Annotated in this window: 24 protein-coding genes; 20 read left to right on the top strand and 4 right to left on the bottom strand. The window is 55.0% G+C overall.

Going from position 1 to position 24,513, the window contains the following annotated elements; genetic code table 11:
* The first annotated feature begins 59 nt into the window (after window positions 1-59).
* On the top strand, window positions 60-998 hold the full coding sequence (locus tag MKX64_RS05205; protein WP_095265528.1) for an aldo/keto reductase family protein: 939 nt from the start codon (window positions 60-62) through the stop codon (window positions 996-998).
* A gap of 114 nt (window positions 999-1,112) precedes the next feature.
* On the opposite strand, the gene MKX64_RS05200 is transcribed toward MKX64_RS05205, so the two are convergent.
* The 3 genes from MKX64_RS05200 to MKX64_RS05190 all read right to left on the bottom strand — a co-directional run bounded on the left by MKX64_RS05200 (window position 1,113) and on the right by MKX64_RS05190 (window position 3,354).
* The gene (locus MKX64_RS05200) at window positions 1,113-2,087 is read right to left on the bottom strand and encodes an aldo/keto reductase (RefSeq protein ID WP_155618290.1); all 975 of its coding nucleotides are present in this window, start codon (window positions 2,085-2,087) and stop codon (window positions 1,113-1,115) included.
* 32 nt (window positions 2,088-2,119) lie between these two features.
* The gene (locus MKX64_RS05195) at window positions 2,120-2,962 is read right to left on the bottom strand and encodes an arylamine N-acetyltransferase (RefSeq protein WP_155618291.1); all 843 of its coding nucleotides are present in this window, start codon (window positions 2,960-2,962) and stop codon (window positions 2,120-2,122) included.
* 215 nt (window positions 2,963-3,177) lie between these two features.
* Window positions 3,178-3,354, bottom strand: coding sequence for a hypothetical protein (locus MKX64_RS05190; RefSeq protein ID WP_155618292.1), 177 nt, complete (start codon window positions 3,352-3,354; stop codon window positions 3,178-3,180).
* A gap of 223 nt (window positions 3,355-3,577) precedes the next feature.
* Between MKX64_RS05190 and MKX64_RS05185 the strand changes: the two genes are divergently transcribed.
* The 8 genes from MKX64_RS05185 to ppk1 all read left to right on the top strand — a co-directional run bounded on the left by MKX64_RS05185 (window position 3,578) and on the right by ppk1 (window position 11,896).
* Entirely contained in the window at window positions 3,578-4,540 is a 963-nt protein-coding gene (locus MKX64_RS05185; RefSeq protein ID WP_413773622.1) for an SDR family oxidoreductase, read from the top strand.
* A gap of 193 nt (window positions 4,541-4,733) precedes the next feature.
* Entirely contained in the window at window positions 4,734-5,240 is a 507-nt protein-coding gene (locus MKX64_RS05180; protein WP_095265525.1) for a CYTH domain-containing protein, read from the top strand.
* Window positions 5,241-5,316: 76 nt separating this feature from the next.
* Window positions 5,317-5,688, top strand: a complete 372-nt coding sequence (locus tag MKX64_RS05175) for an MmcQ/YjbR family DNA-binding protein (protein WP_230875738.1) — start codon at window positions 5,317-5,319, stop codon at window positions 5,686-5,688.
* Between the two features lie 282 nt (window positions 5,689-5,970).
* The gene (locus tag MKX64_RS05170; RefSeq protein ID WP_095397694.1) at window positions 5,971-6,939 is read left to right on the top strand and encodes a metal ABC transporter solute-binding protein, Zn/Mn family; all 969 of its coding nucleotides are present in this window, start codon (window positions 5,971-5,973) and stop codon (window positions 6,937-6,939) included.
* A gap of 1 nt (window position 6,940) precedes the next feature.
* A complete protein-coding gene (locus MKX64_RS05165; protein WP_095265523.1) occupies window positions 6,941-7,678 on the top strand; it encodes a metal ABC transporter ATP-binding protein in 738 nt (245 codons plus the stop codon).
* Complete coding sequence (locus MKX64_RS05160; RefSeq protein WP_095265522.1) at window positions 7,675-8,595, top strand: metal ABC transporter permease; 921 nt, start codon at window positions 7,675-7,677, stop codon at window positions 8,593-8,595. The genes MKX64_RS05165 and MKX64_RS05160 overlap by 4 nt, the downstream gene beginning before the upstream one ends.
* Window positions 8,596-8,598: 3 nt before the next feature.
* Window positions 8,599-9,471 (top strand): metal ABC transporter permease, encoded by an 873-nt coding sequence (locus MKX64_RS05155; RefSeq protein ID WP_095397646.1) that lies wholly within the window; start codon window positions 8,599-8,601, stop codon window positions 9,469-9,471.
* A gap of 340 nt (window positions 9,472-9,811) precedes the next feature.
* Window positions 9,812-11,896 (top strand): polyphosphate kinase 1, encoded by a 2,085-nt coding sequence (gene ppk1, locus MKX64_RS05150; RefSeq protein WP_095397645.1) that lies wholly within the window; start codon window positions 9,812-9,814, stop codon window positions 11,894-11,896.
* Here ppk1 and MKX64_RS05145 read toward each other — a convergent pair.
* Window positions 11,853-13,382, bottom strand: coding sequence for a Ppx/GppA family phosphatase (locus MKX64_RS05145; RefSeq protein ID WP_341035458.1), 1,530 nt, complete (start codon window positions 13,380-13,382; stop codon window positions 11,853-11,855). The genes ppk1 and MKX64_RS05145 overlap by 44 nt on opposite strands.
* A gap of 239 nt (window positions 13,383-13,621) precedes the next feature.
* Here MKX64_RS05145 and MKX64_RS05140 point away from each other — a divergent pair, with 239 nt between their 5' ends.
* The 11 genes from MKX64_RS05140 to MKX64_RS05090 all read left to right on the top strand — a co-directional run bounded on the left by MKX64_RS05140 (window position 13,622) and on the right by MKX64_RS05090 (window position 24,452).
* Window positions 13,622-14,965, top strand: a complete 1,344-nt coding sequence (locus MKX64_RS05140) for an MATE family efflux transporter (protein ID WP_230875739.1) — start codon at window positions 13,622-13,624, stop codon at window positions 14,963-14,965.
* Between the two features lie 389 nt (window positions 14,966-15,354).
* Window positions 15,355-16,404, top strand: a complete 1,050-nt coding sequence (locus tag MKX64_RS05135; RefSeq protein ID WP_095265517.1) for a BMP family protein — start codon at window positions 15,355-15,357, stop codon at window positions 16,402-16,404.
* Window positions 16,405-16,473: 69 nt separating this feature from the next.
* On the top strand, window positions 16,474-17,970 hold the full coding sequence (locus MKX64_RS05130; protein WP_341036252.1) for an ABC transporter ATP-binding protein: 1,497 nt from the start codon (window positions 16,474-16,476) through the stop codon (window positions 17,968-17,970).
* On the top strand, window positions 17,967-19,034 hold the full coding sequence (locus MKX64_RS05125; protein ID WP_095265515.1) for an ABC transporter permease: 1,068 nt from the start codon (window positions 17,967-17,969) through the stop codon (window positions 19,032-19,034). The genes MKX64_RS05130 and MKX64_RS05125 overlap by 4 nt, the downstream gene beginning before the upstream one ends.
* The gene (locus tag MKX64_RS05120; protein WP_095265514.1) at window positions 19,018-19,941 is read left to right on the top strand and encodes an ABC transporter permease; all 924 of its coding nucleotides are present in this window, start codon (window positions 19,018-19,020) and stop codon (window positions 19,939-19,941) included. Before MKX64_RS05125 ends, MKX64_RS05120 begins: the two co-directional genes overlap by 17 nt.
* Before the next feature lie 211 nt (window positions 19,942-20,152).
* Window positions 20,153-20,827, top strand: coding sequence for a sulfite oxidase-like oxidoreductase (locus tag MKX64_RS05115; RefSeq protein WP_095265512.1), 675 nt, complete (start codon window positions 20,153-20,155; stop codon window positions 20,825-20,827).
* Between the two features lies 1 nt (window position 20,828).
* Entirely contained in the window at window positions 20,829-21,560 is a 732-nt protein-coding gene (locus MKX64_RS05110; RefSeq protein ID WP_095265511.1) for a nucleoside phosphorylase, read from the top strand.
* 187 nt (window positions 21,561-21,747) lie between these two features.
* Window positions 21,748-22,263, top strand: coding sequence for a TetR/AcrR family transcriptional regulator (locus MKX64_RS05105; protein WP_095265510.1), 516 nt, complete (start codon window positions 21,748-21,750; stop codon window positions 22,261-22,263).
* A gap of 356 nt (window positions 22,264-22,619) precedes the next feature.
* Window positions 22,620-23,582: an NAD-dependent epimerase/dehydratase family protein gene (locus MKX64_RS05100; protein WP_095397641.1), complete on the top strand. Its 963-nt coding sequence runs from the start codon at window positions 22,620-22,622 to the stop codon at window positions 23,580-23,582.
* Window positions 23,583-23,869: 287 nt separating this feature from the next.
* Entirely contained in the window at window positions 23,870-24,175 is a 306-nt protein-coding gene (locus tag MKX64_RS05095) for a hypothetical protein (protein WP_155618295.1), read from the top strand.
* Between the two features lie 79 nt (window positions 24,176-24,254).
* Window positions 24,255-24,452 (top strand): hypothetical protein, encoded by a 198-nt coding sequence (locus tag MKX64_RS05090; protein WP_095397640.1) that lies wholly within the window; start codon window positions 24,255-24,257, stop codon window positions 24,450-24,452.
* The last annotated feature ends 61 nt before the right edge of the window (window positions 24,453-24,513 follow it).

The following is a 24,513-nucleotide window of genomic DNA, read 5'->3' as shown; positions in this document are numbered from 1 at the left end:
TATTTTAGAATAACAGATGTAACTCGGATTCACAGCATTTTTCGAAGGAGGAATGGCAAGTGAAGTATAGAAGATTAGGTCGCACAGGTTTGAAAGTGAGTGAGATCAGCTTGGGCAGCTGGCTTACATATGGAGGTTATGTTGAACGCGAGAATGCGGTAAATGCCATCAAGACCGCCTATGATCTCGGGATCAACTTTTTTGACACGGCGAATGTCTATGAAAGAGGCGCCGCGGAGGTGCTGGTCGGAGAAACGCTGAAAGCGTATCCGCGCGAATCGTATGTTCTGGCAACGAAAGCATTCTGGCCAATGGGCGACGGTCCGAATGACAAAGGCTTGTCCCGCAAGCATGTAATGGAGCAGGCCCATGCGAGCCTGAAGCGTCTGGGGCATGATTATATCGATATTTTCTACTGCCACCGTCATGATCCGGAAACGCCGCTCGACGAGACGCTGCGCGCGATCGATGATCTGGTTCGTCAAGGCAAGGTCCTATATGTTGGCGTCAGTGAATGGCAGGCTTCCCAGATTGCCGAGGCGCTTGGCGTAGCTGATCGCTATCTGCTGGATCGCATCGTTGTCAATCAGCCGATCTACAACATGTTCGAGCGTTATATCGAGAAGGAGATCATCCCGCTTAGCGAGCGCTCCGGGATCGGTCAGGTGGTGTTCTCGCCGCTGGCGCAAGGACTGCTGACAGGGAAATACACTTCGGCTAACGATATTCCGGCTGACAGCCGTGCGGCGAAGCTGGAGTGGATGCGCAAAGGCATCACGGAAGAGAAAATTGCGAAGGTTCGTGAACTGGAGAAGGTAGCAGCCGAGCTGGATCTGTCTGTCGGCAACCTGGCGCTGGCCTGGATTCTTCGTCAGCCGAACGTAGCGAGCGCGCTGGTGGGCGCAAGCCGTCCGGAGCAGGTGGAAGAGAACGCCAAGGCGTCCGGCGTCGAGCTGAGCGAGGATGTTCTGAACCGCATTGAGGAGATATTGAAATAACGAGACAGAGATAGATATATCAACCATATAAGCCAGAATGGGTTCAAGTAGACAAACCGCCCCTATTGCAGCTTCCTGCCAAGCAGGTACTGCAAAGGGGCGGTTTTTCTTAACTTAACTGAGGCGGTAGGCGGCAAACGGCTTGGCGTGGATGAATGGCTCACTGATCCGGTTCAGTTGAGCGGCGAGCGTCTCGTTGATTTCGATATCCAGACTTTGCAGATTATCATCAAGCTGCCCGGTCTTCGTAGCGCCGACAATGACCGTGGACACGGCAGGCTGCTTCATCAGCCATGCCAGCGACAGTGCGCTCGGGGAATAGCCATGCTCTGCCGCAAGCTGGCTGACCTGCTCGCCAAGCTTCACATTGCGCTCCTCCAGGAAGCGCTGGAAGTTCGGGTCGGTGTCGGCACGGGAACCGGCAGGCACAAGGCTGCCCTGGTTGTATTTGCCGGTCAGTATGCCGCCCGCCAGCGGAAAATACGGAATGATGCCCACCCCTTGATCCAGACACAGCGGCACCAGTTCAACCTCCGGGGTTCGATCGGCCAGCGAGTAGCTGGTCTGCGTGGAGACATACCGGACGTATCCCTTCTGTTCGCTGATCCCCAGCGCCTTCATGATCTCCCAGGCGGCATAGTTGGAGGCGCCGATATACCGGACTTTTCCTGCAGACACCATGTCGTCCAGCGTCCGCAGCGTTTCCTCCAGCGGCGTATGCGGATCAAAGGTATGTATTTGATACAGATCGACGTAATCGGTATTGAGGCGGCGCAGGCTGTCCTCCAGCTCCTTCTGCAAGTGATAGCGGGAGGAGCCGCGTGCGTTCGGCCCTTCTCCTCTGACAAGCCCCGCCTTGGTTGCCAGCACGACTTCATGCCGCTTCCCCTTCAGCGCTAATCCGATGATGCGTTCGGATTCGGTGCCTGCATAGATGTTGGCTGTATCGATAAAATTGATGCCGTGGTGTATGGCATGATGAATGATCCGGATGGACGCTGCTTCATCAGCTCTTTTTCCAAATGCGTTCGTCCCGAGACCAAGCTCGGACACGTGCAGCCCGCTGTTTCCCAGACGGCGATAATTCATAACAATCCACTCCTTCGTATATTCCTTCTCAATCAAGTATTGGCAAAAATATCGACTTCCAGGGTCTCCAGCACGGCGATAGCCTCTGCAACGGGAAGGCGCGGCAGCTTGAATTCGTCAGCCAGTACCTGCTGAATCTCTTGAACGGACGTTAGCGTTCTGACCGCAGTTTCTCCACTGGCGTACCGAATGCCGAATTTGTTGTTAACGAGGGACAAGCTCCGCTCGTTCTTCGTCTGATACAGCTGACAGCGGAGGATCGTCATGAAGGTGGTGCCGGGGCGGTTCGATTCGCTTACGATAGAATAGAAATCCTGAATCTGATAGGGCTGCCTGGAATCGAAGTGCCAGGTCTTTCCGCTCTGCTTGTCCTGAATGTAACGGACGTATTTATACTGGTGTTGCTGCGGCTCTTCGGGAAGCAGATGAACTCGGTCACCCCCGAAGCTGGAGATGTTATGGGCATCCGTTTCGAAGCGAACCGGCTTGAAGAAGGGAGCGGCTGCTCCACAGTCGACATAATACCGATCATCCGCGATATGAACGATGATTCCGATATGCTCGTTGCCGAGCTTGATGTGATAACACGCAAATCCCACAGCTTGCAGCAGGAGCTTCAAGTTGGAATTGAGGACATAGCAGGTTCCTCCATAGTGGTAGTCCCGGTGATTGTTGACAAAGGTCTCGAGCGAGGGAAGCGGATTCCCCCACTTATCTCCGGCATGATCACGGAAATAAATCAGCTTGCTGATGTTTTCGAAAGGATATGTATTGAGATGGGCAAGGCAGATGCGCTCCAGAAAAGACAGAGAAGGCGGCTCTTGCTCCAGCCCAAGGCTGTGTAAATACGCTCTAGCACTATCAGACAGTTTCATTGAGCATCCTCCTTAATATAAATAGGTCCAGCCCGGTTAACTCCATTATACGCGATTGGTATAAGCAGAGAAATGCGAGAGGAATTGAACGGAAATCAACGGGGGCTACTTCCCCCGTAAGGTGGTGAACGCTTCAAATTCGAAAAAGCTCTTTCATGACAGGAACAACCTGCGGAAAGAGCTTTTTACTTGCCTGGATTTTGCTGTGGCACGGATTAAATCAGCGGATAATTCGGCTCATAGCGCGGGTTGGCATAGAAAGGCGGACGGGCGCCAATCAGAGGCATCGACCAAGTATAAGGGTTGGCATTGTAGAGCATCTGTACCTTCTCATTGGTGTGGTTGACCAGCAGCAGCCGAGCCCGTGGATGAAAATCAAATCGCATTGTCATCAGTGCAAGCCTCCTGACCCTTGGGTTACGTTCATATCAGCCTATTCAACACTCAGCGGAAAGGAGCACGTACGACGGAAAGCTGTACTGCTCTCTCGCGTGCAGGCTCTGCGGAAGAACCGTATGAACAGGCACGGCATTCGCCCAGACGACATACGGTATAAGAGCAATGTAGAGGAGGTTTACGATGAATCATCATGAACACAAACAGGGTACAGCTTCGATGGAGCAGCTGCTTGAGCAGATTCGGCAGTATCAGGAATGGTTCGAGCAGCATAAGCTGACAAGTCCTTATCCGATGTATCCGAACTATGGAAAAATAACCCGCTATCAAGAGATGCCGATGAATTTTCCGGAGCAGCGCCAGCTCAGACAGCCGGGCGTCGAAGGATTGATGGTTCCGAGGCCCATCATTGAGAACCCGAATTACAAAGGGAGCGGCAAGCTGGAAGGAAACGTGGCGCTCATTACGGGAGGAGACAGCGGGATTGGGGCTGCTGTAGCGATTGCATTCGCCAAGGAAGGCGCTGATGTGGCCATCTCTTATCTGGATGAGCATGACGATGCGAACCGGACCAAGGCAAGAGTGGAGGCACTGGGCCGGCGCTGTCTGCTGCTCCCGGGAGACCTTCGGGAGAAAGCGCAGAACGAAGCGATTGTAGCCAGAACGGTGGAGACGTTCGGACGGCTGGATGTGCTGGTCAATCACGTCGGCATCCAGTTCCAGCAGGAAGGCCTGACGGATATTACTGACGAGCAGTTTGACGATACGTTTAAGGTAAATATCTACTCCCACTTCTATACAACGCGGGCGGCCCTTCCGCATATGAAGCCGGGAAGCGCGATCATTAACACGGCTTCGGTTGTCGCCTTTGCCGGGGAGAAGGAGATGATCGACTACACAGCGACGAAGGCGGCGAACGTCGGCTTTACCCGCGCGCTTGCCAACAACGTCGTGAAGCGGGGCATTCGGGTGAACGCCGTAGCGCCAGGCAGAATCTGGACACCGCTGATTCCGGCCAGCTTCTCCTCGGACTCGAATGCGGTTTTCGGGGCGTATAATCCGATGGAACGGACAGCGCAGCCTTTCGAGCTGGCACCGACCTATGTGTATCTGGCCTCGGATGACTCCCGGTTCGTGACGGGACAGGTGCTGCATGTCAATGGCGGAGAAGTGATGGGCTAAGCGGCACTTCTTGTCTCTCTCCCCAGACTCGTGCAACAGCAGGAGGCTGCAGCTGATAGCCTATATCAGCGGAATGAACATACGTAACGACGAGGGACGGCGGTGTAACGCCGTCTTTTCATTGTGCGTGCCGGGCTTCCGCACGTATAATGGAACGATAGAACTGGATACCTGAGTGGGAGGAAGACAACAAATGGCCGTTGAAATTGAACGCAAATTTCTTTTGAACGAATATCCTGAAGCCCTGATTGAAGAGGGAAGCCTGGTTGTGGAGAAGGAGCAGCTGATCGAACAGACCTATCTGGCACTGGACGAGGATCAGGAGCTGCGTGTTCGCAAAATGACGGATGCCCAGACCGGCAAGGTGGAATACACCCACACTTTCAAGAAGGGATGGGGACTGGCCAGGGAAGAGATTGAATATGCGATCTCCGCAGGCTTGTATGAGCAAGTGGTGCAGGCGCATGGCGCCATTCCGCTGATCAAGAGAAGAGTGACTGCGCGCTGGGGCGAGCAGCTCGTCGAAATCGACGAGTACAGCCAGATTGATCTGCTGGTGCTTGAGGTGGAGTTCCCTACGCTGGAAGCTGCGACGTCGTTTGCGCCGCCAGCCTGGTTCGGGAAGGATATCAGCGAGGAGAAACAGTACAGCAACAAGAAGGTGTGGAGAGAGCTGCAGACAGGCCGGGAGGAAGTTTGAAACTGGACGATGCGAGACTCCATTTGACCTCAGTCTATTAGTAGGAATGAATATGAGAGAACAGGAGGGAATCCGCTTGCGTGACCAAGATCCGATTGCCGCATACTGCCTTTCCAAGAAAGCCGCCACCGAAGATTATCCGTTCGGCCCGCTTCCGCTAGTGGCCAAAGTCGGAGGAAAGATGTTTGCCTTGCTCAGCCTGACGGCGGAAGGAAAGGTGGACAACCTGTCCTTGAAATGCGATCCGGTGATTGCAGAGAATCTGCGAGAACAGCATGCTGCGGTGCAGCCGGGCTATCATCTGAACAAGAAGCACTGGAACACTGTAATCCTTGATGGCTCACTGACCGAGGAGGATCTGCACAAGATGATCGATCATTCCTATGAGCTGGTGCTAAAGGGATTGCCCAAGGCGGAACGCATGGCGATAAGCCAGCGCTTCGTATAGGATGCACTTGCGCCTCTCTCCCCAGGGGGCTCTGATTCATCGGAAGTTACGAATATGATAAACCGCTGCCGGATATTATCCGGAGGCGGTTTTTTTTGTCAATCATACTCCCACTCCAAAATTTACACAAAAGGGATTGACAAAATGAGCGAATTCAAATAACTTGTATTTAAACATAAATGTTTCCTCGAGGAAACTTATTGGACGAAGGTAATCTTTGTTGTACAAGGGTGTTGTTTGTTGCGTAAGGAGAAAAGGGAGTGAAGGGAGAGTATGAAATTGATGAACAGCTACAGATTCGAAATGGCAAGGCGGGGGTGGATCGGCCTGATGCTGGCGGCGCTGCTTGTGCTTACAGCTTGCTCTGCGTCACAAGGAGGCGCGGAGGCAGAGCCCGGGGACACGGGCTCAACCCTGAAAGTGGTGACCACCATTGCCCAGATCGCGGAGCCGATGTCGGTCATCGGAGGCGACAGAGTGAATGTAGAAAGCTTGATGGGGCCGGGGGTTGACCCGCATTTGCACCAGCCGACGCCTGGGGATATTCAGAAGCTCGACGGGGCGGACATCATCCTGTACAGCGGTCTTCATCTGGAAGCCAATATGCTCAAGGCATTCGAGCAGCTTGGGAAGAACAAGCCGGTCATTGCGATCGGGGAGACGATCCCTGAGGATCAGCTGCTGAAGGATGAGGATGGCGCCATCGATCCGCATGTCTGGTTTGATATTGATTTGTGGAAGCAGGCGCTGGACGCTGCAACAGAAGAGCTGAAGAAGGCTTCGGCGGAAGATGCGGACTATTTTGAGACGAACAAGCAGGCCTATTTTGCCGAGCTGGATCAGCTGAAGCGGGAGGCGGAAGAGAAGATCGCGGACATTCCCAAGGAGCAGAGAGTGCTCATCACGGCTCATGATGCCTTCGGATATTTTGGACGCATGCTCGATATAGAGGTGGTAGGTCTGCAAGGCTTAAGCACGGAGAGTGAAGTGGGTCTGTCTGACATTGAGCGTACGGTCGGGCTTCTGCTGGAGCATAACGTGCCTGCCGTCTTCATCGAGACGAGCATTAACCCGGCTTCGGTCAATGCGGTCATCGAGGGCGCCAAGCAGAAAGGGCTGGAGGTTTCTCTCGGCGGCGAGCTGTTCTCTGATGCGATGGGCGCGGCAGGTACGGAGGAAGGAACATATATCGGCATGTATCGTCATAATGTGGATACGATTCATACGGCATTAACCGGAAAGGAAGATTAACATGGACCGTGTACTGAGCGTTGAACAGCTTAACGCTTCCTACCGTAAAAATAAAGTGCTGGACAATGTCAGCTTCGAGGTGTTGCCTGGAACGCTGACCGCGATTGTAGGGCCGAACGGCGCAGGGAAGTCGACCCTGCTGAAGGCGATCCTGGATCTCCACCCCCGTCTGTCGGGGGTGGTGTCCTGCTTTGGCTCCCCCTATGCCCAGGTGAAGTCAAGGATCGGTTATGTGCCGCAGCGGGGATCGGTCGATTGGGATTTTCCGACGAACGCGCTTGATGTGGTCATGATGGGGCTGTATGGCAAGATCGGCTGGCTCAAGTGGCCCAAGCGCAAGCACCGGGAGCTGGCGCTGGCGGCGCTGGAGGAGATGGGGCTCGGCAATTACGCCGATCGTCAGATCAGCCAGCTGTCCGGCGGGCAGCAGCAGCGGGTGTTCCTCGCCCGGGCGCTGGTCCAGGATGCCGATCTGTACTTCCTGGATGAGCCTCTGGCGGGTGTGGATGCAGCAACGGAGAAGGTCATTATGGATACGCTGAATACATTGAAGAATAAAGGGCGGACCGTCATGGTCGTTCATCATGATTTGCAGACGGTAGAGGAATATTTCGATCATGTGCTGATGCTGAACCGGACGGTGATCGCGCACGGGAAGACAGCGGACACGTTCAATCAGGCGAATATCATGAGAACGTATGGCGGCTCTCTCCGATGGATGGGAGATCGGCTCGGATGATGATACTGTCTGCGAATACACAATGGGTGCTTTTAAGCACGATGATGCTGGGGATGGCAGCCGGGGTTGTCGGCTGCTTCGCCTACTGGAAGAGACAGAGCCTGATGAGCGATGCGCTGTCCCATGCTGCGCTGCCAGGCGTGGTTGCCGGGTTCGCGGTGCTGGGCACGAAGAGCCTGCCGTTCATGCTGGGCGGCGCGGCGCTGAGCGCGCTGCTTGGCGCGCTGTTCATTCAGTGGATTCGCACATCCAGCCGGGTCAAGGAGGATGCGGCGATGGGCATTGTGCTGTCCGTGTTCTTCGGTCTCGGCATCATGCTGCTGACCCTTGCCAACCGATTGCCGGGCGGTCAGCAGAGCGGGCTGGACAGCTTTATATTCGGCCAGTCGGCATCGATGGTGAGACAGGATGTGTACACGATGCTTGGCGTTACCCTGCTCGTTCTGATTGTGACGCTGGTAGCGTGGAAGGAATGGAAGCTGTTTTTGTTTGATCCGCAATTTGGAGGCGGGCTCGGCTTGTCCGGCCGTGTCATGAACCTGTTGTATATGGTTCTGCTCGTGCTTGTGATTGTGATTGGCATTCAGGCGGCGGGCGTCATTTTGATGGCTGCGCTGCTGATCATGCCCGGCGTCAGCGCGCGCTACTGGACGCATTCCTATGGCGGCATGATCGGGCTGGCGGCACTGTTCGGAGGTGCCTCCGGCGCGGTGGGGACGCTGGTTAGCGCCTCCGGGAACGGATGGCCGACAGGGCCGTTCATCGTGCTTACGGCATCTGTGCTGTTTGTAATTTCCTTGACCCTGGGCACAAGCAAAGGGCTGCTCGTCATGCTCCTGCAGCATCGGGCGCAGCGGGCAGCCTTGACGAAGCAGCATACGCATCCAGCGCACGAAACGGTGGAAAGGGGAGGATAACCGATGTCGTATACCGGATGGATCTTGTTAACGGCTTCTCTTGTCGGGCTGTCCTGCGGTTTTATCGGTGTACTGCTTATATTGCGAAGAATGGCGATGATGGCGGATGCAATCAGTCATACCGTGCTGCTCGGCATCGTGGTGGCCTATCTCGTCACCCGTGAGCTAAGCGGTGTGCATATGCTGATCGGCGCTGTAACGGCCGGTCTGCTCACCTCCTTGTTCGTGCAGTGGCTTCACGCCCGAGGGGTTCAGCAGGAGGCTTCAATCGGCGTGGTGTTTACCTCCCTGTTTGCCATCGGAGTGGTGTTGATTGCGACCAAGGTCGGCAATGCCCATCTGGACATTCAGCATACGCTGATGGGGGAGATCACGTATATTCCATGGGAGCTGACGGAGCTGCCCTGGATCGGGGCTGTGCCGGAGGCGGTTGTGCTGCTGTCCGGAGTGCTTGTGGTGGTCGTAGGCGTGATTTTGGCCTTTTATAAGGAATGGAAAATCACGTCGTTTGACCCGGCGCTCGCTGCGAGCCTGGGCATTCCCGTTGTGCTGATGCATTATGTGTTTATGTCGCTGGTGTCGATCACGACCGTTGCGGCCTTTGACGCAGTGGGGGCGATTATGGTGGTGGCCATGCTGATTACGCCGGCGGCAGCCGCTTATTTATGGACGGACCGGCTGCTGGTGATGATGGGGCTTAGCGGTGTGTTCGGGGTCATAGCTGCATTCATGGGCTATTATATAGCGGTATGGCTGGACACCTCGATCTCCGGTTCGATGGCCTTTTCCACCGGGATCATCTTCATGATCAGCTTCCTGTTCTCCCCCCGGCACGGGCTGGCATCCAGGCTGGTGCGCCCGGTGGACCAAATCTGAATACAGCTTGTTTAAGAGATCGCCTGTGTGGAAGTGCATCTCCATCGTTAGATCCCCTCTAACGAATGGAAGTGCAGTTCACGGAAGGCGATCTCTTTTTTATGGGCGGATTCGACAGAATATGAGCGATGTCTAGCAGGAGTGTAGATGAAAGACGGCGAACCGTTTGTATATGGGGTGCTCGAGCATGGACTGCTGCTAGGCGAATGGTCGGCCTCGAGGGTGTGATTAGCATTATTTTTACACTGGCTTTACACTGCGTTTACATAACCCGCATACCCCAACAGTACAATTATAGAGTTAAAGCTATGAAGTGAACGCTGACATTCGGAGGACCGATATGTTAAGAGAAATAAAGACGGGTCGATATGTAAATCGTGATCTGAGCTGGGTGGAATTTAACCGGAGAGTGCTGCAGGAGGCTCAGGACCATGAAACGCCGCTGCTTGAGCGGCTGAAATTTCTTGGCATTGTGGCGAGCAATCTGGATGAGTTCATGGCCGTGCGAGTGGCAGAGACACGAGAAAAGATTAAAGCGGGATTCACCCAGAAGGATTTTACCGGATATACCCCATCGGGGCTGTACCGCAGGTTGGTCAAACGGGTGGACCAGATGGTTGGGGAACAATATAAAACCTATCGCGAACTGGTTCGTCAGCTTGCCAAAAAAGGTGTTGTTTTTCAAGGCTATGAAGATTTGAGCACCACGCAGCAGAAGGCGCTGGCAACCTACTATCATGATATTATTTTTCCGCTGCTGACTCCGATGGCGGTCGATCAGAGCCGGCCGTTTCCGCTGGTGCATGCCAAATTTGTCTATTTGTCGGTGCTGCTTGGCAAAGAGGGCGAAGAGGATCAAGGCGAGACCTTTTTTGCGCTGGTTCAGGTGCCCTCCAACGTGCCGCGGGTCGTGCCAGTGCCGCATCGGGCGAACAGCAAACGCAAATCGTTCATCCTGATCGAGGAGCTGATCAAGCATCATATCCATAGCTTATTCGTTGGCTATACGCCGCTTGCCGTTCACGAATTCCGGCTGACGCGCAATGCGGATCTTATCATTAATGAAGAAGAAGCCGAAGACTTGCTGGAAGAGATCGAGAAGGAGCTGCGCCGCCGCAGGCGCGGGGCCCCGGTACGGCTGGAAGTGCAGAAGGGCATCCACCCGGAGGCGCTGGCCAAGCTGCAGGAGGAATTCGAGCTTGAGGATATTTACGAAATTGACGGTCCGCTGGATTTAAGCTACCTGATCGGGTTTTCCGATGGGCTGGAAGGCTTCTCATTTCTGAAATATCCGCCGATTCAGCCGGTATATCCGCAGGAGTTCGGGCCGCATGAAAGTCATTTTGACGTGCTGCGAAGACAGGATGTGCTGGTCTACCATCCATACGAGTCGTTTGATGCGGTAACGGATTTTGTGCTGGAGGCGGCCGAGGATCCGAAGGTGATGGCGATCAAGATGACGCTGTACCGCGTGAATGGCGATTCCCAGCTGATCCCGGCCCTGGCTCATGCAGCTGAGAGCGGTAAGCAGGTCACGGTCGTGGTGGAGCTGAAGGCCCGCTTTGATGAGGAACGAAATATTGCCTGGGCAAGAAAGCTGGAGCAGGCGGGCTGTCATGTCGTATACGGGCTGGTCGGGCTGAAGACGCATGCCAAGATTATCCTCGTCGTGCGCCGTGAGCAGCAGGGGCTGCAGCGCTACGTTCATGTCGGTACAGGCAACTACAATGCCAGCACCGCCAAGGTATATACCGACGTGGGCTTGTTCACCACCAATTCGCTGATCGGTGATGACGCCTCCGAGATGTTTAATGAAATCACCGGTTTCTCCGGGCCGAAGAACCTCAAGGCGCTCCATATCGCTCCCATCGGCATGAAGGACAAGCTGTTCGAGTTGATCCGGAGGGAAGCGGAGCATGCGCGCAAAGGCAAGAAGGCTCGCATCATCGCCAAAATCAACTCGCTGTCTAACCAGGACGTGATTGACGAGCTGTACCTGGCTTCCCAGGCAGGCGTCAAGATTGATCTCATTGTCAGAGGCATCTGCTGCCTGAGACCGGGCGTGGAAGGATTGAGTGACAACATCAGGGTAATCAGCATCGTCGACCGGTTTCTGGAGCACAGCCGGCTGTTCTACTTCGAGAATGGCGGCAACTCCGAGGTATTCCTGTCCAGTGCCGACTGGATGACACGGAATCTGATGCGGCGGGTAGAGCTGATGTGCCCGGTGTTTGATCCGGCGCTGAAAGAGATTATGATGAACATTCTGCAGCTTCATCTGAACGATAACGTGAAGGCCAGAGAGCTTCAGTCCAATGGCAACTATACGTTTGTGAACAATGATAAGCCTCCGCTGCGGAGCCAGACGGAGGCGATGAATCTTATTTCGTGGAAGCTGCAGGATGCTCCGACCATGTCAACTTGATGTTCCAGGCGTCCTCCAGCTCTTTGGCGGACTCTTCCATACGGCGGTTCTGGACAAGCGGCTCAGCTGTACAGTGCATTTGCACGTGCAGCGAGCCGTTTTTTGCCGTGGCATGAATCTTCTGTACGACCGGCGTTGAACGGATCGCCTTCGCCAACGCCAGCAGCGATCCGAGCCGGTGCACCCGCCCGGTGTCTGAAGCATCCAGGATGTCGGCATGCTGCTCCAGCAGCTGCGGCGTCCGCTTCTTCGGATGGTAATCGGCGGTGATGGCGCTGAGCACCGCTTCCCGGTGCGTCAGACCGTAAATGCCGCCATACATGATGCGATACACCGCGTGCTGGCTGCTCTTGTAATAGTTGATCATCGTGCCGGATTCACTGAGCATTGCGGCGGTGTACATTACCGCACGGTCCTGCTCACAAGGGGCTGCCTGCACAAGTGCGTGATACATCGTCACCATATCCTCGTAGACGGCATGCAGGGACGCTTCCGACACCGGAGGGCCGAAGCGCAGCAAGTTTCGTACGCTGGTTCTGAGCGCATCGGATACGACCGGCTCCTGCGGTGCGAACCAGTCCCGGAACAGCCCGTCCCGAAGCCCTGCGCTGCTGACGATGTACCTGTCGGCCTCCACATAATCGTAGACGGTCTGCAATATCAGCATGCCGGGCACGATCAGGTCGGCGCGGTCCTTCGACAGGCCGGGCACCTTCTTGCGATAGGCGGTCGTTTCGTAAGGGAGAACGCGGGCCATCTCATCGACCGTCTCGCCCCCCATCTCATAGTGATGAACGACGGGCAACGAATATTTGGTTTTCCGCTGATGCATTTTGGCGATGGTCCGGATCGTTCCGCCAAGGCCGATCATGGGGAGGCCGGGATTACTGTCCGCCCAGTCCAGCTGTCTCAGCTGCTCCCTGATCTCTTCCCGTAGCGCTTCGATTTCACCGTCATTCCACTGCTCCCCGCTCGCAAACCGGGTATACGCGTTGACGGCTCCCAGCGGAATCGAGATGCTGTGCAGAAGCTGGCGGTCCCGGAACAGCGTCAGCTCCGTGCTGCCGCCGCCGATATCCACGATCATACCGTCCTGAATCGACATGGACTGAAGCACGCCCAGAAAACCGTAATAGGCCTCCTGCTCGCCGCTGACCCGTTCGATCGTCAAGCCCGTCTCCCGCTCCAGCCAGCGGATGATTTCCCCGGCATTCGCCGCATTGCGGATGGCTGCTGTGGCAGCGGCCCGGATATGGGTCGCGTGAAACTGCTCGCAGATCGTTCTGAACTGCCTCAGCACCTCGATGGCGGCCTCGAGGCTGCTGCGCGGTATTCGCCCGTCCGAGCCGACCTCTCGGCTAAGACGTGCGGAGTATTTATTCTCATAGATGATGCGATAGCCTCCACCGGACTCCACTTCATAGATGACCAGCCGGATGGAGTTGGATCCGATATCGATGATCCCAAGCGTATAACGGTGACTCATAGGCTTTCTCCTTATCACGTTTCGTTCTAGTAGTCTGTATAAGACGTTAACAGACAGACCAGCGGATTTCAATGCCTGCGGCAGGTTCAATATGGGATAGAGAAGCATTTGATGGCGGGGTCTGCGTACAGGCTGCAAATCGTCGTGAAAATGTACTGATTATTTTTCGAACTTCATATATAGTTGGAATGGAGTTCTAACTACATAGGCAAAGAAGGTATCTAATCGGGATGAATGTCATGGTGAGAGAGAAAGCGTTTTACAAGAGCTTCTTTTGGTTGACGCTGGTCATTGGTTTGCAGAACATCATTTCCCTCGGGGTCAACCTGTCGGATAATCTCATGCTCGGCGGGTACAGCGAGACGGCGCTGTCCGGGGTCGCGCTGGCCAATCAGATTCAGTTCCTGCTTCATATGCTGGTGATGGGCGCTGCAGAGGGGCTCGTCATTATGTCGTCCCGTTTCTGGGGTGCGAAGGATATCGGTTCGATCAAAAAAATCGCGAGCATCGGGATGCGAATGGCAATCGGGCTAGCCGTGATGCTGTGGCTCGTTGTATTCCTGTTCCCGCATGCCACGTTATCATTATTTACCAGTGAGGCGCATGTTATAGCCGAGGGCGTCAGCTATTTGAGAATCATTTGCTTCTCCTATATATTCTTTGCGATTACGAATGTGCTTCTGGCCTCGCTGCGCAGTGTGGAAACGGTCAAGATCGGCTTCATTGTGTCACTGTCCACCCTCCTCATTAACGTAGCGCTGAATTATGTGCTCATATACGGCCACCTGGGCTTTCCTGAGCTTGGTGCCAGCGGGTCGGCCATTGCAACGCTGACGGCGAGAGTAATCGAGACGGTGATCGTCTGTGTTTATATTAAATTCTATGATCGAAAAATCGGACTCAAGTTGAAAGATTTCTTCCACATCGATATGGGACTGTTCAAATCTTACATCCGCATCGGTTCCCCGGTGCTGATGTCGAATACGATCTGGGGGCTGGCGATGGCCGCCCAGACCGCGATCCTCGGCCACATGGGCGAGGCGGTCATTGCTGCGAACAGCATTGCAACGACCATTTTTCAGCTGGTAACGGTAGTTGTATATGCCTCGGCAAGCGCCACGGCGGTGCTGATTGGCAAAACGATCGGGGAAGGCCACATGGACAGGATCAAGCCGTATGCGAAAACATTGCAGGTGCTCTATCTGATGCTCGGCTTGGTAACCGGGGCGGTGCTGTTCATCCTGAAGGATGCCGTGCTCGGGCTGTACGCCATCTCCGGCGATGCCAAAGGACTGGCGCTGCAGTTCATGACGGTGCTGTCGATCACCGTCGTCGGAACGGCCTACCAGATGCCGGCGCTGACCGGCATCGTCCGCAGCGGCGGGGATACCCGGTTTGTGCTTTACAATGATTTTATTTTCATGTGGCTGGTCGTTCTGCCGTCGACGGCGCTGTGCGCTTTCGTATTCGAGCTGTCGCCGCTCGTAACGTTCATCTGTCTGAAATCCGATCAGATTCTGAAATGTTTTGTGGCGATCGTCAAAGTGAACCGCTATAAATGGATCCGGGCATTTCATTCCTGAAGCTATGAAACGGAAGTCTCGCTCTCTTGCAGAAATATCACTTCTGACGCATATCAGGCCAGGAATTGGCAATCCTACAGGCAACAAGCCGCGAATCATTGAAAGAATTCATGGCTTTGACTAGCAGCATATGGGACGCTTCGGCATTCGGAGAAAGACAGCGGACCGCCTCCCCCTGTTCGACGATGATCCGGGGGAGGGTAATTTCCGAACATTCGAGGCGTGAAATTATTTGAATGTTCCGCGTTAACGGGTGGAATTCGGTATAATTCTTCGAATTTTGACAATTAACGACATAAAACACTAATTTTTTAGTTTTGACAACTTCTCTCCTATACCCTAGGATAATAGTATCAAAACGAGTACATTTAGGAGGATATGGTCAGGAAATGAAAAAATCATGGACAACACTGTTAACGCTTGTATTATCCATTACGCTGCTTGCAGGCTGCGGCGGCAACGGCAACGCAAACAACGATAATAACAGCGCATCCGAGGGAGGCTCGGAAAGCTCTCAAGATAAGAAGCGTATTGCCCTTATTCATCCCGAGAAGGTTGGCGTGAATCCTTTCTTTGCCCTGATGGATGAAGGCTTGAAGAAAGCAGCGGGTGAATTCGATATCGAAGTGAAAAGCATCGAGTCGACTGACCCTGCCTCCATTGAGCAAAATCTGCGTACAGCTGTGGCGGAAAACTATGATCTGATCATCACTTCCACCTTCCAGATGGAAGACGCACTGAACAAGATTGCTCCAGAGAATCCGAATGTATCGTTTGCGATCATCGATACGACAGTAGACCTTCCGAACGTTCGCAGCGTTGTGTTCCGCGAGCATGAAGCGGCATACCTCCTCGGCGCGGCAGCCGGTCTTGCTACCCAGTCTAATGTCGTCGGCAACGTTGTGGCAGCTGATATTCCGATCATGCACAAGTACATGACCGGTTTTGAAGAAGGGGCCAAATCGGTCAACCCGGATGTGGAGATTCTGGTGAACTTCGTCGGCGGATTCGACGATCCGGCGAAAGCGAAAGAACTGGCGATTCTGCAGCATTCCAAAGGCGCTGATTTCGTAGCGGGTATGTCTGCAGTCGGCGATCTCGGCGTGTTCGAGGCTGCCAAGGAGAACGGCTTCTACACTTCCGGCCAGGATACGGACAACACCGGCATCGATCCGGAGCATGTAGTGCTCGCACAGCTGAAAGGCGCGGACGCGGTCGTATACGAGACGGTGAAGGATTTCGTAGAGGGGAACTTCACCTTTGACGTTCGCGACTATGGTCTTAAAGAAAGCGGCGTAGGCCTCACCTATGTAACGCATGAGAGCGAGACTCCGCTGAACCCGTTCATTGGACAAGAGATTGTGGATCAGCTCAAGGTGATTTCCGAGGAGATTGTTAACGGAAATATTAAAGTAACGAACGCATTGGAACAAAATTAGTTCTCACCTGGACCGGCTGCACATGAGCAGTCGGTCTTTCATTAAGCAGGAAAGGAAGGCATGACTCGAATGCTACTCCAGATGGACAGTATCACGAAGAAGTACGGCGAGTTCAGTGCGAATCGCGGAATTGACTTTTCGCTTCGCGCTGGTGAGGTTCATGCGATCGTCGGGGAGAACGGCGCAGGAAAAACGACGCTCATGCGCATTCTGTACGGGATGGAGCAGCCGACCTCGGGCACGATCAGCTTAAATGGAAAGGCCGTTTCCTTTGCCAGCCCGCTGGATGCGATTCAGCATGGCATCGGCATGGTGCACCAGCATTTCATGCTGTTCCCTACGTTCACGGTAGCGGAGAACATCGTGATTGGCCATGAGCCCGGGAGCGGTGTACGGTTCGACCGGAAGCAGGCGGTCAGCATCGTCGAGGAGCTGTGCGAGACATACGGCATGAAGGTGGACCCCGAAGCGGTTGTCAGCAGTACGGCACCCGGAGTGCAGCAGCGGGTAGAAATCCTCAAGGTGCTGTACCAGGGGGCCGAGATTATTATTCTGGACGAGCCTACCGGCGTACTGACACCGCTGGAGGTGAAGGAGCTGCTGGAAGCGATCAAACAGCTGTCGAAACAAGGTAAAAGCTTCATTCTCATCAGCCATAAGCTGAACGAGGTGCTGGAGGTTGCCGACCGCATCACCGTGCTTCGCGACGGCGAGGTAACCGGCGTCGTGAATAAGGGAGAAGCCGACGCAGCCCTGCTGTCCCGGCTGATGGTAGGCCGCGAGCTGGCCGATCTGGACCGGCGTCCGGCCCAGCCCGGCGAGAGCGTGCTGGAGGTGTCCGAGGTGACCATCCGGGGAAGCAAAGGCAAGCCGGTGCTGGATAACGTCAGCCTAAACGTTCGGGCATGCGAGATCGTGGGCATTGCCGGCATTTCCGGCAACGGGCAATCGGAGCTGCTGCAAGTCATCTCGGGACTCGCATCTTCGGACAGCGGCAGCATCAAGCTGTCGGGCAAGGATGTGACCGGGATGTCGACCCGCAGCATTCGGGAGCATGGCCTGGCTCATATTCCGGAGGATCGCTATGTGTGGGGCGCCAATCGGACCGCGACCGTGGCGGATACCGGATTGATGGGGCATCAGCGGCGTCTGCAGCGAAGCGGCATGCTGAAGCTGAAGGAAATCCGCTCGCTGGTATCCGGCTGGGTGCAGAAATTCTCGATCAAGACCGGATCGCTCGATACGAGCACACAGTATTTATCAGGCGGCAACCTGCAGAAGCTGATCGTTGCACGGGAGCTGGAGCAGGGAACGCCATTTCTGATTGCAGCCGAGCCTACGCGCGGCGTCGATATCGGCGCGATGGAGACGATTCACGGCGAGCTGCTGAAGCGGCGCGAGGAAGGCACGGGCATCTTATTGGTATCATCCGAATTAACAGAGATTATCAAGCTGTCGGACCGCATTCTGGTCATGTATGAAGGACGGATTGCCGGGGAACTGTCGGTGAATGAAGCGACAGAAGAGAAATTGGGACTGCTGATGGCAGGAGGAACGCTGCAATGAATAAATGGACAAAATGGACTCTTCCTCTGCTGCAGCCAATAGGCGCGATCATTGTCGGTTTGCTGGCTGGTGCGATCGGCATTCTCATCGCCGGGGGCAGCATCTTGGAGACCTATGCGGAGATGTGGAAGGGCGCCTTTGGCGGCATGTATTTCTTCACCAATACATTATCGCGGGCAACGCCGATTATTCTGATCGGGCTAGGCGCTGCCTTCGCTTTCCGGGCCGGGTTCTTCAACCTGGGGGCCGAAGGGCAGATGGTGTTTGGCGCGCTGGCGGCTGCGCTGGTCGGCCTGTATTTGCCGGGGCCGGGCTGGTTCGTGTGCATCGCGGCACTGCTGGCCGGCGTGATTGCCGGCGGGCTGTGGTCGGTCATGGCCGGGTACTTTGACGCCAGATTTCGTGTAAATCTGCTGATTTCGACCTTGCTGCTCAACTATGTGGCGGTGCTGTTCGCCGGTTATCTGGTCGCTTATCCGCTTCGAGACCGCTCGGGCTCTGCGGCGATGGCGCAGTCCCCGATGCTGGATAACAGCGTATGGCTGCCGAAGCTGATCTCCGGTATGCCGCTGCATATCGGCTTTGTGCTGGCCGTGCTGGCTGCACTGATCATATTCGTGCTGCTCAAGCGCTCGGTGATCGGGTACGAGATCCGGATGCTAGGCGGGAACCCGCTGTTTGCACTGTATGGCGGCGTCAAGCGGGGGCCGATGATGATCGGGGCGATGTTCGCAAGCGGCGGTTTGGCCGGACTCGGCGGCGCGGTGGAAATCCTCGGCTCCCAGTATCGCTACATCGACGGGGCTCTATCCACGGCCAACTATGCATGGACAGGCATTATGGCCGCATTGCTGGCCGGATCGCACCCGATCGGAACGCTGATAGCTGCCATCTTCCTGGCCGCGCTGCAGACCGGCGGCATGGGCGTGGAACGCAACACCGAGGTTCCGCTGGAGGTCGGCGCCATTATCCAGGCGGTGCTGATCCTGTTTATCTCCGCACGATTCACTTACAGCTTTCTAAAGCGCAGAAAGGAGAACAAGTCCGATGGCACAGCTGTTTGACCTGGCACTGATCAACTCGGCCCTCCGGGTGCTCACTCCGATATTGCTGGCCGCGCTGGGCGGAGCGCTCTGCTCCCGCGTCGGACTGTTCAATGTCGGGCTGGAGGGATTTATGCTGCTAGGCGCATTTTCCGCCGTAGCAGGCAACTATTTCTTTGGTAACGTCGTATATGCGATTGTGTTCGCCATTATTGTGGTCTCGCTGTTCTCCCTGGTGTTCGGCTATTTGAGCATCCATCTCAAGGCGAACGTCATCGTGGTCGGGGTCGCCATGAACGCGCTGGCGGCGGGGATTACAACCTTCAGCCTGCGGGCGATCTTTGATGTCAAAGGCGCCTTCTATGATAATACGATGGTTGGCCTGCCGAAATGGAACATTCCGATCATCGAGAATATTCCGGTGCTCGGTCCGATTCTGGCGGGGCTGACCCCGCTGGTGTATGTGGCCTTTTTGATTGCAGGGCTGATGTGGTATTATTTCTATCGAACAAAAAGCGGATTTCGCTTCCTGGCCGCTGGCGAGAATCCGCTGGCTGCGCGAAGCGTCGGCATCCGGGTGACCCGTTATCAATACGGCGCGGTGCTGGCCAGCGGCGTGTTGTGCGCGCTGGGCGGAGCCCAGCTGTCGCTTGGACAAGTGACCATGTTTACCGAAGGCATGACGGCCGGTCGCGGCTTCATTGCCCTTGTTGCCACCATGCTCGGCCAATCCGGACCGCTTGGCGTGACGGCTGCGAGCCTGTTGTTCGGCTTCATGGACGCGCTCAGCATCCGATTCCAGGGGCTTGCGCTGCCTACGCATTTCACGCAAATGCTGCCCTATGTGGTGACGATTCTGGCGATGTTCTTTTTCAAGGATAAAAGCTTCCAGCAGGATGCGCTGAAGCAGGGTACCAGCTCCCGATAAAATCATGGCCGCTGCATACCGAAGCGCGAATCACGCTGCGGATCAGTATGCTGATCCGGGGCTTTTTCGCAGCATGAGCGAAGCGCCTCGTGTGAAGCGGCTGCGTGCGACGACCCGCGTGCGGTGCCTCGCGCGCGGGCGGGAATAAGCCGAGCCGCCCCATGCCGTTTTTCGGCCGCGGTTCGTATAAGCGTAAAGGAGATGACATCTAGTGCATAAGAAAGCGGAGCGTCTGAAGAAGATGAAGCCCGTGGTTGCCGGGAATTTGACGGACGAGCAGCGCGACAAGCTGCCGCCGGGCCAGACCTTGACCGAGAAATTCCCGATCCTCCATGAAGGCGAAGTTCCGGTATACGATATGTCGAAGTGGAACCTGCGGGTATTCGGCGAGGTGGAGGAGGAGCGGACGTTTTCCTACGAGGAGCTATTGGCGCTGCCGACCGTGACGGTGAATACGGATATTCATTGCGTCACTCGCTGGTCCAAGTTCGACACGGTCTGGGAAGGCATTCTGTTCAGAGACTTCCTGAAGCTGCTGAAGGTGAAGCCGGAGGCCAAATATGTGATGTTCCATGCCGATCCGGACTATGACACCAACGTGCCGATTGAGGATCTGTTAAGAGATGATGTGCTGCTGGCCTACCGGTTTAACGGGGAGCCGTTAACGGACAAGCACGGCTGGCCGCTGCGCACGGTGGTGCCGCACCGTTATTTCTGGAAGAGCGCCAAATGGCTGCGAGGCATTGAATTTATGAGCGAGGACCGTCCGGGCTTCTGGGAGCGGAACGGGTTCCATAATGAAGCTGATCCGTTCAAGGAGCAGCGGTTCAGCGGCGAGGCGCTGGACATCCCGGAAGACGAATGGACACGCAAGGAGTTTGATTGATATGCTGATGCCAATTTTGCAAGTGAACTCGGAGGATATTCCGGAATTCGTCATCGTCTGTGGTGACCCGAAGCGGGCCGAGCTGATCTCCCGCAAGCTCGATGGCGCGAAGGAGCTGGCCTTCAGCCGGGAATACCGGACCTTTGTCGGTACTTATGAAGGCGTGGAGGTGGGCGTGACCAGCCATGGCGTCGGTTCTCCGGGCGCGGCGGTTTGCTTCGAGGAGCTGATCCGCGCCGGGGCAAAGACGCTGATCCGCGTCGGCACCGCCGGCTCCTATCAGGCCGACACGCCTGCAGGCAGCCTGGTGGTCAGCACGGCAGCGATTCGTACCGATGGGCTGACCAAGCAGCTGGTGCCGGACGGCTTCCCGGCCGTGGCGGACAGTGCGGTTGTGGAGGCGTTGTACGAATCCGCGCTGTCCTTAGGCGAGGGCGTCGTCCGTAAAGGGATGACGGTGACGCTGGACGTATTCTTCAACGGAGTGGAGGAATTCCCCCATCCGAAATATAAGGCGGCCGGTGCGCTCGGCGTTGAGATGGAAATCTCGGCGCTTTATGTAGTAGCCGCTCTCCGCGGCGTCCGCGCCGGTGCGATCGTGGCGATCGACGGCTTCGCGGACGCAGACCTCGCGGCAGAGTATGATCCGAACACGAATGTCGTGTCGGATGCCGTGGAGCGCGAAATTCACGCAGCCTTGATAGCCGTTGCGAAGCTGGCGAAGCAAGGGTGATGGAATAAGCCGGTTATTCCCGAGATGTGGGGATGACCGGCTTTTTTTGCGGGGCCGCATCGTTACAAATGGAAAATCATGAAAAATAACAATTGCACTAGTACATGATTTCGCATATACTGATTCCAGTAAGTAATTGGTCAATCAATAATAAATGTGAATCGACAACAGAAAGGATGGATTCCGTATGCCGCGCGAAGCCTCCGCGAATCGACGTCAGGATATTGTTGCAGCAGCCATCGAGGTATTTGCAGAGATCGGTTATTACCGTGCGACAACCGCTCAGGTTGCCGAACGCGCAGCCATATCGCAGCCCTACGTGTACCGTTTCTTCACCAAGGAATCGCTGCTGGTTGAAGCGCTGGCCGTATCTTGGCAGCGGATTGTTCAGGCGTTCCGTCAGGTCATTGATTCGGCACCGCCTCAGGAGCTCGAAGAGGGATTGATTCGTGCTTACGAGGAGATCATGCTGGCGCATCGCAGTGAAATTTTACTGCAGATGCAGGCACAGACGATCTCGGATGCTCCTGTTCGAGCAGCGATGCAGCAGGGGATGGGCGAGGTAAAGGAGCTGGTGGAGACTGCCTTCATCCATGCCGGATTTCAGGATGCAGATGTGAGAGTCTCCAATTTTCTTGCACGGGGAATGCTCTGTAATGCTGCCATGGCCATGGAAATGCCGAGCATTATGCCGAAGCGTTAGAGCTGCCAATGGACCGGGGAATGGTAATCCGTGTGCTGTCCTTACGGGGAGGACTATAGGGGCAGTGTAAGATCGAGCCGCAAGGGGCAGAATGGCTTGAGCGCCCCAAGCGACTCACCGGGAATGCACGTCTTGACAGTGAGAGTCCATAAGCTGCTTCGCGAGAGTGCCAGCCCATTCCCGGGAGCGGTCGGCTCCGCATTCCCGAAAGCGGCTTGATCGGTGAGCATAGGGAGCCGCAGGCCATAACAGCCTAAGGTGTGTAGCAGCGATGCACGTTTCATCATTATGAAGTTCGTCATTATTTTTTTTATCAATAGTGATTGATCAATCAATAACAAAGGAGAGGTATGAATATGAAAAAAGCGATTGTTCTGGGAGCAACGGGCGGAGTGGGAAATCCGCTGACAGCCGAATTGATCACAAGAGGGATCGAAACGATTGCCTTCGGCAGATCGATGACCAAGTTAAATGCGCTCGCCGAGGAGCTCGGCCCATCCCCATTGCTGAAGCTTCACACGGGGGATGCCTTTAATCCAGAGGACATCATTCAGGCGGCCGAAGGGGCGGATGTCATTTTTCACAGCGCGAATATTCCGTATCACGAGATGGAATCAAGACTGCTTCCACTCGGGGAATCCGTGATGAAGGCTGCGCAGCAGATGGACGCAAGAGTGGTGGTCGTCGACGGTATTTATCCCTATGGGCGACGCAGGATGGAAAGAGCGACGGAGGAGCATCCGAAGCGGCCTCATACCCGAAAAGGCAAAACCAGGCTCGCTTATGAGGAGCTTCTGTATTCGGCACGTTGGAACCCCCGCACGCACCCTTTGATCGCCCGGCTGCCGGATTATTACGGTCCCTCCGCGCAAGCATCTTATCTATCCGTGACGATGGAAGCTATCGCAGCAGGTAAGCCTACGGCCTTCATCGGGAATATGACGGTACCCCGTGAATATGTCTACTTGCCGGATGCAGCCCGGATGATTGTGGATATCGCCGTTCAGGAGGAGTCTTACGGGCAAAACTGGCACATTCCCGGCCCTGGTGTCATTTCAGGTCGCGACCTGGTACGCATCGCTCAGGAGGCGAGCGGGAGCCGCAAAGCTGTCGTACCGCTAGGACGCATCGGGTTATCTCTGATCGGCCTGTTCAATCCCGTCATGAAGGAGGTCGTCGAGATGCTGTATCTTACGGAAGAGCCGCTCGTGCTGAGCGGGGAAAAATACGAGCGCCTCATCGGACGCTTATCCTGGACGCCGCATGAAAAAGCGATTAAGGAGACCATTTGGCGGCTGAAGCAGAAGCAGGGCCTGTGAACGGATTGTACGATTGTACGAATTGTGCTTAATAGCAAGCGTATATATGCGTAACGTCCTTTATTTTTTCGCTAATAGTAATTGGTCAATCAATAATAATACAGATAAATCATGCACCTACTACTCAACTTGAAAAAGGAGGTGATCCAAATGGCCAAACTTCAATTGAAGTTTGTGGACGGCGTGCTGGCTGCAACCATTCTCATGTCGATGCTTAGCTGGTGGGATTAATAAGCTGCAACTGCTGTCTGTTACAAATCATTTGACAAGGAGGTTTGGATCTATGAATGAAGATTTACGTTCCGCCTGGGTATCAAAGCATACGCTTTGGCTCGGAATTGCCGCTGTCTTGCTGGTATTGTTCTCCATCTGGGATTAGTGAATATGAATACTTGCGCGCTGGCCAAAGGGCTGGCGTGTTTTTATTAGTCTCTGATTGTGAACGGAACACTGCACTGGATGACGATGTAAGCGGAGGAGGTGATCCGGAGAATTGTGCAGCCTTTGACCTGTTCGGAGAGGTGACAGCTGCGGAAAAAAGAATTAAAGGTGTTTTATCCCTTACCATAGTGCTACCTGCGGCATTATTATAGTGAGGGGGACGGGAGAGTTCATGCAGGTGTTGGTAATGTCGGATTGATGTCGCTGTAAAAAAGAAAAGAGGAATGAAACATGTTTAGAAACAATGAAGATATTGCCAAACAGCATGCGAACGATCTCCGTCAGGAAATGGAACGCTGTCGTCTGGCAGAACAAATGAGGCTTTCACACTCGGAGCCGGCACCGCCCGCAGACGAGACGGTGGAAAGCAAGGATGTATGGAAATCCCTGTATGAGACGATTGCAGGGATGGGGAGAAGAATACTATAATTCGAATTCTGACACAAATCGCCGGCGCGTACTGCGCCGGCGATTTTTAGCATGCGTATTC

Origin of the sequence: Paenibacillus sp. FSL M8-0334 (assembly GCF_038000405.1) — a bacterium.
Classification (GTDB): domain Bacteria; phylum Bacillota; class Bacilli; order Paenibacillales; family Paenibacillaceae; genus Paenibacillus_AQ; species Paenibacillus_AQ campinasensis.
The sequence above is the reverse complement of the archived record's forward strand: the minus strand, read 5'-3'. Positions and strand labels throughout refer to the sequence as shown.